The 15380-nt window shown below is 54.3% G+C and carries 14 protein-coding genes and 1 riboswitch; of the genes, 8 read left to right on the top strand and 6 right to left on the bottom strand.

Annotated elements, in window-relative coordinates; translation table 11 throughout:
* Positions 1 to 62 precede the first annotated feature (62 nt).
* Positions 63 to 1310, top strand: a complete 1248-nt coding sequence (locus tag ACFL9S_RS06610) for an MFS transporter (protein WP_405261032.1) — start codon at positions 63 to 65, stop codon at positions 1308 to 1310.
* 76 nt (positions 1311 to 1386) lie between these two features.
* Here ACFL9S_RS06610 and ACFL9S_RS06605 read toward each other — a convergent pair whose 3' ends face one another.
* Complete coding sequence (locus ACFL9S_RS06605) at positions 1387 to 1809, bottom strand: hypothetical protein (protein WP_405261031.1); 423 nt, start codon at positions 1807 to 1809, stop codon at positions 1387 to 1389.
* 583 nt (positions 1810 to 2392) lie between these two features.
* On the opposite strand from ACFL9S_RS06605, the gene ACFL9S_RS06600 reads away from it, so the two are divergent.
* Entirely contained in the window at positions 2393 to 3580 is a 1188-nt protein-coding gene (locus ACFL9S_RS06600) for a PLP-dependent aminotransferase family protein (RefSeq protein ID WP_405261030.1), read from the top strand.
* A 225-nt stretch (positions 3581 to 3805) separates the two neighbouring features.
* Positions 3806 to 4666 (top strand): sugar phosphate isomerase/epimerase family protein, encoded by an 861-nt coding sequence (locus ACFL9S_RS06595; protein WP_405261029.1) that lies wholly within the window; start codon positions 3806 to 3808, stop codon positions 4664 to 4666.
* A gap of 82 nt (positions 4667 to 4748) precedes the next feature.
* On the opposite strand, the gene ACFL9S_RS06590 is transcribed toward ACFL9S_RS06595, so the two are convergent.
* The 4 genes from ACFL9S_RS06590 to ACFL9S_RS06575 form a co-directional block, all read right to left on the bottom strand.
* Complete coding sequence (locus tag ACFL9S_RS06590; protein WP_405261028.1) at positions 4749 to 5726, bottom strand: LacI family DNA-binding transcriptional regulator; 978 nt, start codon at positions 5724 to 5726, stop codon at positions 4749 to 4751.
* 117 nt (positions 5727 to 5843) lie between these two features.
* Complete coding sequence (locus ACFL9S_RS06585; protein ID WP_405261027.1) at positions 5844 to 6995, bottom strand: Gfo/Idh/MocA family protein; 1152 nt, start codon at positions 6993 to 6995, stop codon at positions 5844 to 5846.
* The gene (locus ACFL9S_RS06580; protein WP_405261026.1) at positions 6988 to 8061 is read right to left on the bottom strand and encodes a sugar phosphate isomerase/epimerase family protein; all 1074 of its coding nucleotides are present in this window, start codon (positions 8059 to 8061) and stop codon (positions 6988 to 6990) included. The genes ACFL9S_RS06585 and ACFL9S_RS06580 overlap by 8 nt, the downstream gene beginning before the upstream one ends.
* 23 nt (positions 8062 to 8084) lie before the next feature.
* Complete coding sequence (locus tag ACFL9S_RS06575) at positions 8085 to 9326, bottom strand: MFS transporter (RefSeq protein ID WP_405261025.1); 1242 nt, start codon at positions 9324 to 9326, stop codon at positions 8085 to 8087.
* 318 nt (positions 9327 to 9644) lie between these two features.
* Between ACFL9S_RS06575 and ACFL9S_RS06570 the strand changes: the two genes are divergently transcribed.
* On the top strand, positions 9645 to 11135 hold the full coding sequence (locus ACFL9S_RS06570; RefSeq protein ID WP_405261024.1) for a putative phage abortive infection protein: 1491 nt from the start codon (positions 9645 to 9647) through the stop codon (positions 11133 to 11135).
* 175 nt (positions 11136 to 11310) lie between these two features.
* Here ACFL9S_RS06570 and ACFL9S_RS06565 read toward each other — a convergent pair whose 3' ends face one another.
* A complete protein-coding gene (locus tag ACFL9S_RS06565) occupies positions 11311 to 11577 on the bottom strand; it encodes a hypothetical protein (RefSeq protein WP_405261023.1) in 267 nt (88 codons plus the stop codon).
* Between the two features lie 239 nt (positions 11578 to 11816).
* Positions 11817 to 11915: riboswitch (guanidine-I (ykkC/yxkD leader) on the top strand.
* A 58-nt stretch (positions 11916 to 11973) separates the two neighbouring features.
* Here ACFL9S_RS06565 and ACFL9S_RS06560 point away from each other — a divergent pair.
* From ACFL9S_RS06560 to ACFL9S_RS06545, 4 genes are read left to right on the top strand one after another with little or no spacing between them, the layout of a single operon-like run.
* Positions 11974 to 13032: a putative urea ABC transporter substrate-binding protein gene (locus ACFL9S_RS06560; RefSeq protein WP_405261022.1), complete on the top strand. Its 1059-nt coding sequence runs from the start codon at positions 11974 to 11976 to the stop codon at positions 13030 to 13032.
* A gap of 24 nt (positions 13033 to 13056) precedes the next feature.
* The gene (locus tag ACFL9S_RS06555; protein ID WP_405261021.1) at positions 13057 to 13872 is read left to right on the top strand and encodes an ABC transporter permease; all 816 of its coding nucleotides are present in this window, start codon (positions 13057 to 13059) and stop codon (positions 13870 to 13872) included.
* Positions 13869 to 14687 carry an ABC transporter ATP-binding protein gene (locus tag ACFL9S_RS06550; protein WP_405261020.1) on the top strand — a complete coding sequence of 273 codons (819 nt, stop codon included), beginning with the start codon at positions 13869 to 13871 and terminating at the stop codon, positions 14685 to 14687. Before ACFL9S_RS06555 ends, ACFL9S_RS06550 begins: the two co-directional genes overlap by 4 nt.
* Positions 14671 to 15378: an urea amidolyase associated protein UAAP1 gene (locus ACFL9S_RS06545; protein WP_405261019.1), complete on the top strand. Its 708-nt coding sequence runs from the start codon at positions 14671 to 14673 to the stop codon at positions 15376 to 15378. The genes ACFL9S_RS06550 and ACFL9S_RS06545 overlap by 17 nt, the downstream gene beginning before the upstream one ends.
* Positions 15379 to 15380: the final 2 nt, after the last annotated feature.

The following is a 15380-nucleotide window of genomic DNA, read 5'->3' as shown; positions in this document are numbered from 1 at the left end:
AAACTAATGACGCTGTCTGCCAGCTCCGCGCTGGCTGGAGCACTTGCAGGTAGGGATAGTTAATGACGTCGAGTCACACTCACCTGGACAGTAACGAATCGTTGCTGCGCCATCCTTCGTTCGTGCGCTTCTGGCTGGCGCGCACCTTCTCTTCATTCGGTTTCCAGATGTTCTCGGTGGCGGTGAGCTGGCAAATCTATGCCATCACCAAAAGTGCTATGGCGCTGGGGATGATCGGCCTGATGCAGTTTCTGCCCTCGGTGCTGCTGGCGCTGCCGGCCGGGCATCTGGCGGATCAGTACGACCGTCGTCGCATTGTGCTGTTTGGTCAGGTTCTGGAGTGGGGCGCGCTGCTGGCGCTGATCCTGCTGACCTTCTATCAGTGGTCGGATAAAAATGCGCTGTGGGGCCTGGTGTTCCTGATCTCCGTGGCTAAAGCCATTGAAGGCCCGGCGATGCAGTCGATGCTGCCTTCGCTGGTGCCGCCTGCGATGCTTGCTCGTGCCACGGCGGCGGCGGCCGTCAGCGGGCAAAGTGCGGTGATTATCGGTCCCACATTGGGCGGGCTGCTGTATGTGGCCGGGCCAGATGTGGTATATGGCGTGGCCGCCGCGTTCTATCTGCTGTCTATTGTGATGATTGCGCGCATCCGCTTTATTCGTGCGCCGCAGCCGCGCCTGCCAGCCAATATCAAGACGCTGTTTGCCGGGGTGAAATTTATTCGTGAACGGCGCGATGTGCTGGGGGTGATCTCCCTCGACCTGTTTGCGGTGCTGCTGGGCGGCGCCACCGCGCTGCTGCCGATCTTCGCCAAAGATATTCTGCACACCGGTCCCTGGGGGCTGGGCATGTTGCGCGGGGCGCCGTCGGTGGGAGCACTGCTGGTCGGCATCTGGCTGAGCCGTAACAAGCTGGAGAAAAACGTCGGCATGATCATGTTTGGCTCGGTGGCCGGATTTGGGGTGGCGACGCTGATTTTTGCGCTCTCCAGCCAGCTGTGGTTGTCGCTGCTGGCGCTGGCCGCGCTGGGCGGTTTTGATATGGTGAGTATGGTGATCCGTGGGGCGCTGGTGCAGCTGGATACGCCGGACGATATGCGCGGCCGCGTCAATGCGGTGAACAGTATATTTATTAACACGTCTAACCAGCTTGGCGAGTTTGAGTCCGGGATGCTGGCCGCGCTAATGGGGGCCGTTCCGGCTGCGGTGCTGGGCGGCGTCGGCACGCTGGTGGTGGTTGGCCTGTGGATGACGCTGTTCCCGCATTTAAGACGCAGGCAGAAGCTGGAAAGCGATAGCAGTACGAGCTGATTCTGATCACCTCTGGGATGGCTCAATAATGGTGGTGGGGATTCAGGATCAGCATCGTGTTTGTTCTACATTATGCTTAACAGGAATCCTCACCACTCAAGCCATACATGCAGGCATAAGGGTCTTCCCATTGATTATCTTTTAAGAAAAAAACGATATTTTTTTTCTTGTCCGTTAATATGTACGCCAGTCCGCTTGACTGTAATGTCCATTCACCTTTTATATTTTCGTCGAGATTTACATTTCCTTTGGCGATGCAAGGGAAGTAATACTCATGAAGTAATGTTTCATTCTCATTTAACTCTCTTGCTGAGTTGAAATAGTTAATTATTTGTTCTCTGGTTGGCCTGAAATCTTTACACATATCAATTTCGTTGGGGTTTTTCACTGCTCTGGAGTTGATGCCGACTTCTTTTATCTCCACCTGTTCGACGGTTCTGGCACCAACCTGATGTGAACACATAAGGATAATGGATAAAGAAAATATAAATTTCACCATTTTGCCGTGCTCGCTTCTGTTGTGTTTTTTCTTCCAATGTCCGGGTGGCGATATATTTCCGTCATGGGGACTTTTAATGTGCTGGTCAATTTTAAATAACTGTTGATAACACTTTCCTTGTGAGTTTTTGGTTGAAAAAATCTCTTTGAGAAGATGAAAATGTCAGTTTCTTGCGTAATGTTGGATCATTTTTATTGGCAAATAGTTCCGCTAAAAGTCTGAGGCCAGATTGAGCACGCCGGATCGGCAAAGTCCGCATCCCTGCGGGCCTCGACACGCGACGTCCTGTCGCGTGACGTCCGGCTTACCTCAATCTGCCCTCATCCCTGCAACAATGGTGTTTGCTGTGGGTTTTAAAACCACCACATCATGGCAAGCTCGTTTAGGGTTCGACTTTTGTTGCTCTAACCAGCTTCAGCCATCGTTGATAGACATTCCCCGTTGGTTAATTTTACGCCATTTCTGCCGCATCAAGATATATAAGCACACGGAAACAGTGAAAATTACGATGAGTAATTGACATAGCGCATGGACTTCTCATAACGTGATTTCCAGCCCAATACCAATAAAGAGAATACGGAACATGACCACGCGTTACGCTGACAGAATGGAGGGCGTGAAGCCTTCGGCAATCAGGCAACTGCTTCAGTTCGGTGCAGATCCGTCGATTATTTCATTCGGCGGCGGTTATCCGGATTCCAGCCTGTTCCCGGCACAGGCACTGCAGGATATTTTTGCTGAACTGCTGTCGGGTCCTGGCGAAGTGTCACTGCAATACACCCATTCCACCGGGATGCCCAAGCTGCGTCAGCAAATTGCCAGCCGTATGGCGGCAGACAATATCGTCTGTGAAGAAGAAAACGTTCTGATCCTGCAAGGGAGCCAGCAGGGTCTGGATCTGGCGGCCAGACTGCTGATCAACCCTGGCGACCTGGTCGCCACCGAAGCGCCAACCTTCCTCGGGGCATTGATCGCCTTTAACACCTGCCAGCCAAATTATCTGGCTATCCCGATGGATGAGCAGGGGCTGATGACCGAGGTGCTGGAAGAGAAACTGAAGGCCGGGCAGCGGATTAAGCTGCTGTATACCGTGCCGGATTTCCACAACCCGACAGGAATTACCTTATCGCTGGCGCGCCGTCAGCATCTGATCCAGCTGGCGAATCAGTATGACTTTATTATCCTCGAAGACTCGCCGTACCGTGAAGTGCGTTATCAGGGCGACAAAGTTGCCACGCTGAAAAGTATGGATACGGAAGGGCGAGTGATCTACTTCGGCAGCTTCTCGAAGATCCTCGCACCGGGCCTGCGCCTCGGCTGGTCGGTGGCGTCTGCGGAAATCACCGAAAAACTGGGGCTGCTGAAGCTGGCCGCGGATACCCAGTGCAGCACGCTGAATATGGCGGCGGTGTCGATGTATCTGGAAAGACACAATATCGACGACCATATCCAGACCATCAAAGCGCAGTATTTGCGCAAAAAGGAAACCATGCTGTCGGTGGTCAGAAGCGAGTTCCCGCAGGGGATCAGCTGGACGGATCCTGACGGTGGCCTGTTTACCTGGATGGAGTTCCCGGAAGGGTTTGATACCGCCAAATTTATGCTGGAACACGCGGTGCCGGAAGCGAAAGTGGTCTGGGTCCCTGGCGCAACGTTCTTCCCGACCGTGCAGCGCGACAATTTTGCCCGCTTCAGCTATTCCACCCACAGTGATGAGAAGATCATCAAAGGCATGACGGCGCTGGCCGACCTGCTGAAGAAACACCTCTAATCTGCGTTTGAATGCGGAGCTGAACCGGCTTTGGCTCCGCATTATCTGTGATCTGCTTCATAAATTCCGCCTGATTTAGCCGTCTGCAACCGGTGCCACTTGCTCTGTTCTCATGATCCTCGCTAGCATAAGTAATCGATTACATAACCATTACCATTGAAAGTAATCGATTACATAGAAAGCAAAATACCGATAACCCGATGACTGACCCACTAAGGAACCGTTATGAAGCTGGTAAAAGCAGTGACCTCAACGTTATTCATTAGCACATTGACGCTGGGCGCGATTCACCCGGTGCTGGCCGATGAAGCCGCCGCGAAAAAACACCTCGCGCTGCAAATGTATACGCTGAGAAACGTCGGTACGCTGGAGCAGCAGTTTGCCGTTGCGCAGACATCAGGCTTCAGTGCGGTGGAACTGGTCGGGACGCAGGGCGTCAGCGCTGCTGAGATGAAAATGTTGCTGGAGAAATACCCGCTGAAGGTGACGTCTGACCATGTTCAGTTAGCCGATCTGCGCAGCAATCCGGCTGAGATCATCGCGTTTAACAAAGCGGTGGGTAATAAGGTGCTGGTGGTGCCGTATCTGCAAATCCCGGATCGCCCGGACTCTGCCGCAGGCTGGAAAAAGCTGGCGCACGAGTTGGATGCACTCGGCAGACAGGTGAGAAAGCAGGGCATGGTGCTGGCTTACCATAACCATGACTTCGAACTGAAAAAGTATGAGGGCAAGACTGCGCTGGAAATTCTGTTTGATAATAGTGCGCCCGCCAACCTGCAAATAGAACTCGATGTGGCGTGGGTATCACGCGGTGGCCAGGACCCGGTTCGTCTGCTGAGAAAATATCAGGGCCGTATTTACGCCATTCACGCCAAGGATAATGCCGGGATTGGCATTCGTAACGATGAGATGAATTTTGCCCCGGCGGGTGAAGGTCTGCTGGCATGGAATGAACTGCTACCGGCGGCGGTGAAAGCGGATACGCGCTGGTTTATTGTTGAGCATGATTTGCCGAAGGATCCGCAGTCGATTATTCGTCAGGCGAATCAGTATCTGGCGGGGGCGTTGTCTTCGTTAGAGAAATAACGTCTGCCAGCGGGCTGGCCGAAACAGAAGGTCAGCCCCTATGGCAGCAGAGATCCACATTCGTCATGGTCGCCCTTAAAACTTACGATCCCCGTTCAACATACCGCCACTGCAACGTGGTTTTCTGCGCCGGGCTGAGCGGGTCGTTAATCTTTTTAAGCAGCAAACTCACCGCCTCGCGGCCAATATCCTGTGACGGCAGCTCAATGGTCGACAGCGGCGGCGACGTCATATGCCCCAGCTCCGTGCCATCAAAACCCATCACCGCCACATCCTGCGGCACCCGCAGCCCGGCTTCATCCAGCGCTCGAATCGCCCCGGCGGCCAGCGTATCCGAAACGGCAAACACCGCATCAGGGCGCGGTGACTGTTGCAGCAGGCGTGTCATGGCGTCTTTACCTGCCTGATAGCTTAACTCACTGGCGTATTCCACCGCCGGGGGCGCGAGATGCTGTTCCTCCAGCACCGCACGGTAGCCCTGTTCACGCTGCTTGGCGTATTTATACGTAAGATCGTGATTGATCATCGCCAGATGCTGCCGTTCACGGCGGATAAACTCCCCGGCGACAAAGCGTGATGCCTGATGATCGTCAATGCCCACGCTCGATACCGTGGATGCCTCGTCGTACTCCGCACACTGTACCCACGGCGAATCACCAATCAGGGTGGTCAGCTCAGGCAGGGCGGAAAGGGCATCCATGGTGATCACGCCGTCGACCATCTTGCCAGAGAGCAGTTGCAGGCTGGACTGAGAGCGGGCGATATCGGAACCGGAGTTGCACAGCAAAATGCGGTAACCGTTGCGCTCGGCTTCGGCTTCAATGCCTTTCACCACGTCGGCGCAGAACGGATTGGCAATGTTCGACACCATCACCAGCAGCATATTACTGCGTGCAGTACGCAGCTGCCTGGCGAGCAGATTCGGCTGATAGTTACTCTCTTTGATCGCGTTTAACACGCGTTCCCGATTCTGCGGTTTCACCGAGCCGAGGTTATTTATCACGCGTGATACGGTAGCGACAGACACCCCGGCGAGGCGGGCAATTTTTTGGATCGACATCCTGATAAGCCTTCCTGCTGACCATGTTGACCATGTTGAAAAAACAGGGTAACACAGTTCCTGAAGCGGCTGAATTCAACGGATGAACGGCCACGGTAAAGCGTGGCCGGAAGAGTGTCAGTACTGAACCGTGATCCAGCGCTGCTGCTGATGACTTTGTACCATCGCGTCAATAATAAACATGATATTCGCGCCATCGTGGAAGGTGGCAAAGTTACCAGCGTCCGTGCCCGGCTGCTTGCCCACCTGAATGTAGCGGTAGAAGTTCAGCATCATATTCTTGAACGCATCCGGCCAGCCTTCGATATGCCCTCCGGGGAAGTGTGCGGCAGCCGCCACGTCCGGGTTCAGCAAGGAGGGGTCGTCCGACAGGCGCTGATTCGGCCCGTCACGCTGGCCCAGCCACAATGTCTGCGGCGCTTCCTGATCCCATCTCAGCGACAGTTTGCTGGCGTTGATCTCAAACGCCAGGCGATTTTTGCGTCCGGCGCTGACCTGCGACACCGTCATGCTGCCTTTGCTGCCGTCGTCGAAACGCAGCAGGACGGAAGCAAAATCTTCGGTTTCCACTGCGACTTCCTGATAGTCCTCCACTGTCTGGCCTGAGGTGAAGGTGCTGCCGCCGCTAAGGCTGGCTTTGCGGCTCGGATGCACAATAGAGAAATCCGCCATTACCGCGCTGATTTTGCGCCCGGTGACAAATTGCAGCGTGTCGCACCAGTGCGAACCGATATCCGCCACAGTGCGCGACACGCCGCCTTTATCCGGCAGGATGCGCCAGTTAAAGTCGGTGTCATGCAGCATCCAGTCCTGTAAATAGCTGCCGTGAACGGCAAAAATACGCCCGGCCTGCTGATGACGGATCATACTGGCCGCCTGCTGCACCATCGCAAACTGTCGATAGACAAAGCTCACTGCATGCACCACGCCAGCCTGTTCAGCCAGCGCGACCAGTTCGTGGGCTTCGGCGGCGGTCATACAGAGTGGCTTCTCGGAGAAAACGTGTTTACCCGCCAGCAGGATCTGCCGGTTGATCGCGGCATGCAGATGGTTTGGCGTGCAGTTGTGCACCACCGACAGCCCCGGATGCTGGAGAAGTTCAGCCACATCGCCATAGGCAAAAGGCACGTTATACTGTTGCGCTTTTTCCTGCGCTACCGCCAGCGAACTGTCGCACAGCGCCACCACCTCAACGAAACCGAGGCGACGGATCGCCTCAATATGCGCCGGGCCAATAAAGCCCGACCCGACAATGCCCACTTTAATCATGTTGATTCACTCCTGTCATGCCCAGCATCGAACGAATGGCGGTATCTGATTCACCGGTCGCTGCGAAATCATCAAATGCGCGATCCGCCACCGGAATAATGTTTTGTGCAATAAACTGCGCCCCTTCGCGGGCGCCGGTGGCCGCGTCCTTCAGGCAGCACTCCCACTCCAGCACCGCCCAGCCGTCATAGTCGTACTGCGCCAGCTTGCTGAAAATCGCTGTGAAGTCGATCTGGCCGTCGCCGGGAGAGCGGAAGCGCCCGGCACGCTCAATCCAGGTTTGATAGCCGCCATAAACGCCGCTGCGCCCGGATGGCGTAAACTCCGCATCCTTGACGTGAAACGCCTTAATTCTGCTGTGATAGATATCGATAAAGGCCAGATAATCCATTTGTTGCAGCAGCATATGGCTGGGATCAAACAGGATATTACAGCGCGGATGATGGTCCACTGCCGCGAGGAAACGCTCAAAACTGATGCCATCATGCAGATCCTCTGACGGATGTAGCTCGTAGCAGACGTTGACCCCGAAGCGATCAAAACAGTCAAGGACCGGCCGCCAGCGCGCAGCCAGAGCCTCAAAGGCAGTATCGATCAGCGCCGCCTTGCGTGGGGGCCACGGATAGAAATAGGGCCAGGCCAGCGCCCCAGAAAAAGTGGCGTGCGCCGTCAGGCCGAGCCGCGCAGAGGCCTGCGCCGCCTGCATCAACACGCCAGTCGCCCACTGCTGGCGGGCGCTGGCATCATGACGCATTGCCTCCGGTGCAAAGTCGTTAAACGCCTCGTTATACGCCGGGTGCACGGCAATCAGCTGGCCTTCCAGATGGGTGGACAGCTCGCTGATCGTCAGCCCGTGCGCCGCCAGACGTGCACGAATCTCATCGCAGTAAGTCTGGCAGTTCGCCGCTTTTTCCACATCGAAAATGTGCGGGTGATTACAGGGGATCTGCAACGCCTTGAAACCTAAATCCGCCGCCCACTGTGCGAGGTTATCCAGCGTATTAAAGGGCGCATCCTGGCCGATAAACTGTGACAGGAACAAACCCGGGCCTTTTAATGTCTTCATTGCATTCTCCTGAAGGGTAAAAATTAACGCTGCTCTTTGTAGCGGAACGAGAACAGGAACAGCACGGCAATCACCAGCGCGGCAACGGCCGGAATTAACCAGAACGTGGTCCAGTCGCTCAGCACATGCGGGCTACCCGCCGTGAACAGATGGTTGTACAGCGCGCCGGAGATTTGCGACCCCAGCAGCATGCCGATGCCGTAGGTGAACATCACAATCAGGCTCTGCGCCTGGCCCTTCACCTGGGTTCCGGCCACGCGGTCGGTGTAAATAAAGCCGATAACAAAGAAGAAGTCGTAGCAAACGCCGTGCAGCAGGATCCCGGCATACAGCAGCCAGCGCGCCTCATCGCTCACGCCATACGCAAACAGCATGTAGCGTACAAACCACGCCACCATGCCGATCAGCAGCATGTATTTCACGCCCAGTCGACGGAACAGCAGCGGGATAATCAGCATAAAGAAGATTTCCGACATCTGACCAAAAGACATCGCGCTGCTGACATCCTGAATGCCGACATCGGCAAGGAAAGTGGCGGTAAAGGCGTAATAGGTGCCCAGCGGGATGGAAATCAGCATGGCGCAAATGGCGAAAATCAGGAAGTGGCTCTGCTTTAGCAGGCTAAACGCATCCGCACAGAACAGGTCTCGCACGCGGAACGGCTGGCCTTTGGCCGGGGCAGGGGTGTGCGGCAGCGTCAGGCTGTAAACGGCCAGCAGCACCGAACAGGCGGCCGCCAGCTGGAAGATCATTACGCTGGCAGAAATCCCGCTCACGCCAATGCAGATCCCGGCCACAATCCAGCCGATGGTGCCGAACACGCGCACCACCGGGAAGCTTTTCTCACTGTTGCTCAGACTGTGGAACGCAATGTTGTTGGTGAGCGCCAGCGTCGGCATATAGCACAGCGTATAAGCGAACAGCAGCGCAATCAGCAGCGAACCGCTCTGCGCTTCCAGTGCGCCGGGCACAAACCACAGGATCACCGCGCCCGCCAGATGCAACAGCGCCATCACTTTCTGCGACGGGAAGAAGCGGTCAACGATCATCCCCAGCACAAACGGCGAGAGGATCGAGGCAATCGGCCCGGCGGAGAAGGCATCGCCTATGATCGTCCCAAGGTTGTGCTGGGTCATCACCAGGCCCAGCGTCACCGACCAGGTGCCCCAGATAAAGAACTGGAAAAACATCATTAACGCCAGGCGCGGCACCAGTAAAACCTGTTTACTGCCGGCAACGCCTGCATGCTCAACGGAAGAAACCATCGTCAGACCCCTTCATGAAGTAATCGATTACAATTAATCTCACGGCCAATGTAATCGATTACTTTTATGCTTTCCTGTGGCATTGCTGTGAAGTGGGAGGTGGGTCACAATCAACGTGAGCTGGTGGTGCGGCCTGCATGTGTTGCACAAGGGCCTGTGGTGTCAGCCTGACGACAGACATCTCCTGTGATAAGCAAAATTCCGTCAATTAACATTGATTAATAAATGTATGTCGATGCTTTTTATCAGATTACTCCGTATAATAAATCCGTTTTTTAATAAGATATAAAAATATTTCTCTATCAAGAGGGGGTTAAAATGGCATTGATCTGGTTCAGCCGTAAACTGGGCGTCTGGTTAGATAAAGTATTTGGAGGCTGGTTAAACGATGGCGTGACCCGCCGGGTTCGAAAAAGTAAAATAATAGATTTAAAAAAAGATGTCGGTGTCGTTAATAAAATATTAATACACTTGTTCAGCTTGCCATCTTACCGACGATTTATGCAGCGCCATTTTATACAGTGGCTCAATCCGGAAAAACTGACACCCGTAACGAAAAGGTATCTTTTCCTTTATTCTGTTAGTGTTTTTTTTATCCTGTCAATTGAAGTTATTATTATTTCCATATGTCTCTGGTTGTCATTCACCGATAAGGACGGTGCTCTGGTAAAGGCGAATGTACTCAATACACTAACGGCAATAGGGACTATGGGGGCCGCTTACTACGCGGGACGTTCTGCAAAGGCGATGCTTGCCTCTAATAACAATAGTGAAGAGAACCGTGAAACTGAATCATTAGACAGAAGATTTAGTATGCTACTTGAACAACATAATAATTATCTTAACATGATAAATACTGAGTTAAGAAAACCAGAAATGGCAATATTTAGCCCTAAGCATATGAAAGAAATGAGCCTCGGGCAGGGGTTAAGTATCATCAGAGGGGAAAATACGGATATCGTTGTTAACGAATGCACCCGTTTGGTCGGCACTCAGGACAATAAATCCTCACAGGAAGTTATTGATGCTTGCAACTCCTTTGCAAAAAACACACTCAGTCCATATATGCGTATCCTGTATCATACGCTAAAAACTATAAAGGAAGGCTGCGGAGATAATGACTATTCAGCCAGTGTTAAAGAGAAACAGTACACAAACATTATTCGTTCGATAATCCCAAACGATGTTCTCTTTTTGGTGGCACTTAATAGCGTTGCCATATATCGCGATGATAGAAGTAGCTTGTGTTTTGCCGAAAAAATAGACGTGAGAGTGTATAATGACTACGCTAAATATTTTTTCTTACTACGCCGTTATGCGTTTTTTGAGCACCTTAACATCATTCAATCTACACAAGTGTTAGAAAGAGAATACAATTTTCATGAATTTAACGATACTGTGCTTAGTCAGTTTAAAAATGTTTCTGGAAGAATTTATTCCATTGAAACAACTGATGGTAAAAAAGCGTTTGTGTTGAAGGACGACGGGATTGATTCTTTTTCAGATTTAATGCGTTACTTTGCTATGGCCGTGAAAAAAGAAAACCTGATGACGGTGATATGTTCTTTCTATGAAATAGATCGGCGAAATAAATCCAGGAAAATTCTTCAGGCAAAATTTTTACATGCACTTAATTACGTCGCCAGCATGCAAAGTGAAGAGGTTACCGACCGTCAGTTGGATAAAAAGCACCGGATGAAAGAACTCTTTCTTTTTGGTGCTAAAGTCGATTATGAGGAAAAAGTTGTTTATCTCAATACCACGAGCTGGCTTCGCTATCAGATTTTTGGTGATATGCCGATAACGTAACAGACCCGTTTACGGGGGCGTTTATGGCAATAGGAGTCAGAGAAGGGAAACCGTCAATAAATTGCAATATTTTGTTCAAATTAATAAGCAAAATTTATTGCGGCAACTGACGGTAACTCTACGTGACAGAATATGCAGGACGACACCCATAAATGCAGGACATTGCCCAGATTAGTTACACACCTTCAACGCGAGTGGCGGTTCTCGTGGCCGCATTTCTTAACTGCGTACAGAACGGGCAGCCGCAGCCGGATACCGCTGTGGCTGCACAGCTACCGGGATGTATGCCGCTGGCCTGGGTCAGATGAAAACTCAGAAAATCCGGGGTGTTGCGGGCGGTGTCGCCAGCCACCGGGACCTGCTGATGTTCGCCCTTCGGCTGAAAGGCGGCAGCGTTAGCCGCAGCAAGAGAGAGCAGCAGCAGGAAGTAAGGATGTTTCATATTGAAGCCTCGCAGGTGAGTTACAGCAATTGTTATAATATAACTATTCATCGGCGACCAGCGCTATTTCCACGCATCGCACTGCACACTTCTGATGCAGCCTGCGAGAAAATGATGCCCCATAAACGCTCGTGATCGTCAACGCGTCAGCAACAACCCCTTGTTTTACCGCAAAACCAATCCTGGCATAACTCTTGCTTTATCTCTTACAAGCAGCAGCGTTACACCGATCACTGAATACAATAGCAGGCTAGGGTTCCGGTCCACGAGGTGGATGGCTGGTCCGAGAGCTGGCGACCTCGGTTGGGGTTACACGGCGGGAGAAAAGCCCGGGAGACAGCAACACCTTCGTGTGTCGCGCTGCCCGGTATTTTTCGCCACCACCTGAGGTTAACCATGAAACTGTCCCATCTCCTGAGCGTCTGTCTTCTCGGTTTTTCAGCGCTTGTTGCGCTTCCTTCCCAGGCCGCCCCTAAGAAAGAGTTCAATGTCTGCTGGACCCTCTACGCAGGCTGGATGCCGTGGGGCCAGATTGCCACGTCCGGCATTATCGATAAGTGGGCAGCGAAATACGGCATTAAAATCCACGTTACTCAGCTCAATGACTATATCGAATCCATCAACCAGTACACCGCCGGACAGTTTGACGGCTGCACCATGACCAATATGGATGCGCTGACCATTCCCGCTGCCGGAGGCGTGGATTCCACCGCGCTGATCCTCGGCAGCTACTCCGAAGGCAACGACGGCGTGGTGCTGAAGGGCAAAGGCAAAACCCTGAACGACCTGAAAGGGATGAAGGTGTACCTGCCTGAGCTGTCCGTGTCGCATTACCTGCTGGTACGCGGGCTGGAAAAAGCCGGATTGCAGGAAAAAGACGTCACGGTGGTCAACACCTCGGATGCCGATATTGTCTCTGCCTTCGCCACCAATGGCGTGCAGGCCGCTGTTGCCTGGAACCCGCAGCTGTCGGTGATCAAAAACACCCCGAACACCAGCGAAGTGTTTGAGTCTTCACAGGTGCCCGGTGAGCTGATCGACATGATGGTGGTGAACAGCGCGGTACTGAAAGATAACCCGGCGCTGGGTAAGGCACTGACGGGCGCCTGGTATGAAATGATGGCGCAGATGAAAGCGGGCAATAAAGACGCGCTGACCGCGATGGCCGCCGCCTCCGGCACCGATCTCAGCGGCTATCAGGCCCAGCTGAAAACGACCCACCTGTTTTACACCCCGGCCGACAACCTCAAATTTGTCAGCGATGCCGAACTGGCGAAAACCATGCAGCGTGTGGCGAACTTCTCCTTTGAAAAAGGCCTGCTGGGCGACGGCGCGCAGAGTGCGGATTTCATCGGCATGAGCTTCCCCGGCAACGTGACCCTGGGCGACAGCAGCAATATCAAACTGCGCTTCGACGACAGCTATCTGAAGATGGCGGCTGCCGGCACGCTGTGATCATCACCCTGAGGAGACTAAGCGATGCGGCAAATTAATCGACACCCTGAAAAGGGCATGCACCTGATGCTGGTTCTGCTGCCGTTTGTGCTGGTCATTGCCGCGTACTTTATCGGGTCTGCGGTGCGGCTGGAGGCCAATCCCCACGACAAACTGCTGCCGGGACTGGGGCAGATGGCCGATGCGGTCTGGCGAATGGCGTTTACCCCGGACAAGCGCAGCGGCGAATACCTGCTGTGGATGGATACTGCCGTCAGCCTCGGCAGGCTGCTGATCGGGCTGGGCATCGCTTCATTGCTGGGGCTGTGCTTCGGCATCGCCTCCGGGGTGTTTCCGATGTGGCGGTCGCCGCTGTCGTCGTTTATGACCGTGGTATCAATGGTGCCGCCGCTAGCGATCCTCCCGGTTCTGTTTATCGTTTTCGGCCTCGATGAGCTGTCGAAAATCATGCTGATCGTCATTGGTATTACACCGATGCTGGCGCGTGACCTTGAGCAGCGGGCGCGGGAAATTCCGGTGGAAATCCTGATCAAAGCCCAGACACTCGGGGCGAACAGCTGGACGGTGGTGCTGCGCGTCGTGCTGCCGCAGCTGTTAACCCGGCTGCTGACCTCGCTGCGCCTGCTGCTGGGATCGGCCTGGCTGTTCCTGATCTCCGCAGAAGCCATCTCATCCACAGCCGGACTGGGTTACCGCATCTTCCTGGTGCGCCGCTATATGGCGATGGACGTGATTCTGCCGTACGTCATCTGGATCACGCTGCTGGCGTGGCTGATGGACCTCGGGCTGCGACGCCTTAACCGGCTGTGCTTCCCCTGGGCACAGGGAGAAAAATCATGAGTTTTATCGACATCAACCATATCTGGCAGGAGTACGGCAACCACGTGGTGCTGGAGAACCTCAACCTGAGCATTAACGAAGGGGAGTTCTGCACGATGGTCGGGGCCTCGGGCTGCGGGAAATCAACGTTTCTGCGTCTGCTGCTGGGCCAGGAAAAACCGAGCCGAGGGAGCATTCTGCTGGAAGGCCAGCCGCTGACGGCTGAGCCGGACGCCAGCCGTGGCGTGGTGTTCCAGCGCTACTCGGTGTTTCCCCACCTGAACGTGCTGGATAACGTCGCTATCGGGCTGGAACTGCCGCAGGCGGCGTTGCTCGGACGACTGTTTGGACGGCGTAAAAAAGCGGCACGCGAACAGGCCGCTGAGATGCTGGAACGGGTCGGGCTGGGGCACGCGCTGGATAAATATCCGGCTCAGCTCTCCGGCGGCATGCAGCAGCGGCTGGCGATTGCTCAGGCGTTTATTATGCGCCCGCGCATTCTGCTGCTGGATGAACCCTTTGGCGCGCTCGATCCCGGCATCCGCAAGGATATGCACAGCCTGCTGCTGTCGCTGTGGCAGGAAACTCAGCTGACGGTGTTTATGGTCACCCACGACCTGTCCGAAGGCTTCAACCTCGGCACCCGTCTGCTGGTGTTCGACAAAGTGCGCATTGACCCCCATGAACCGAACGCCTGGGGGGCGCGCGTCACCTACGATTTGCCGCTCAATGAAACCCGCCTGCGGCAGCGGCAGCAGCCCGGTGTGGTGATCCCGCATCCGGCGCTGGCAGCACTATCCGTTAACCAGGAGATTTCACATGACACATCCCTATGAAGAGACATTACCCGGCGGCGGCCATACCTCGCTGGTCGTGAAGCAGGGGCAGATCCTGCGTCTGACCGACATTGAAGGTGGCGCCAACGTCAGCCTGATGCTGTTTAACGCCCATGAAAAAAGCGAGCGGCTGAACCTGCCGGACACGCTGAAAGGGCAGCACACCGCGAAGCTGAGCGCAGGCCACTGCCTCTACTCGGATATGGGGCGCGTGCTGGCGGCCATCACCGCCGACACCTGCGGCTGGAATGACAGTTTCGGCGGCGTACTGAATGCGGCGGAAGTGGCGGAAAAATACGGTCAGGGGCGCTATCAGGAGCGGCGTAACGGCTTTCATCGTAACGGCCTGGATAACCTGCTGGTCGAGATGGGCAAGTGGAACCTCAACCTCGAAGATCTGCATATGGTGCTCAACCTGTTCAGCAAAGTGACGGTGGATGAGCAGGGTGCGTTTACCTTCCATGCGCACCATTCCGCGCCGGGCAGCGTGGTGGAGCTGTACGCGCCGATGGATATCCTGGTGGTGCTGACCGCGCTGCAACACCCGATGGACCCGAACCCGGAATATGCGCCGCGCCCGGTGCAGCTTGCTCTGATGGCAGCCAGCGACCCGGCCGGACTGACGCTGTGTAAAACCTCGCGCCCGGAAAATCTGCGCGCCTTCCAGAATATTGAGCGCTTTGTCGTTTAAGG

Source organism: Erwinia sp. AnSW2-5, from assembly GCF_045107195.1.
Taxonomy (GTDB): domain Bacteria; phylum Pseudomonadota; class Gammaproteobacteria; order Enterobacterales; family Enterobacteriaceae; genus Erwinia.
Note: the sequence above shows the minus strand (reverse complement) of the source record. Positions and strands in the feature narration are given on the sequence as shown.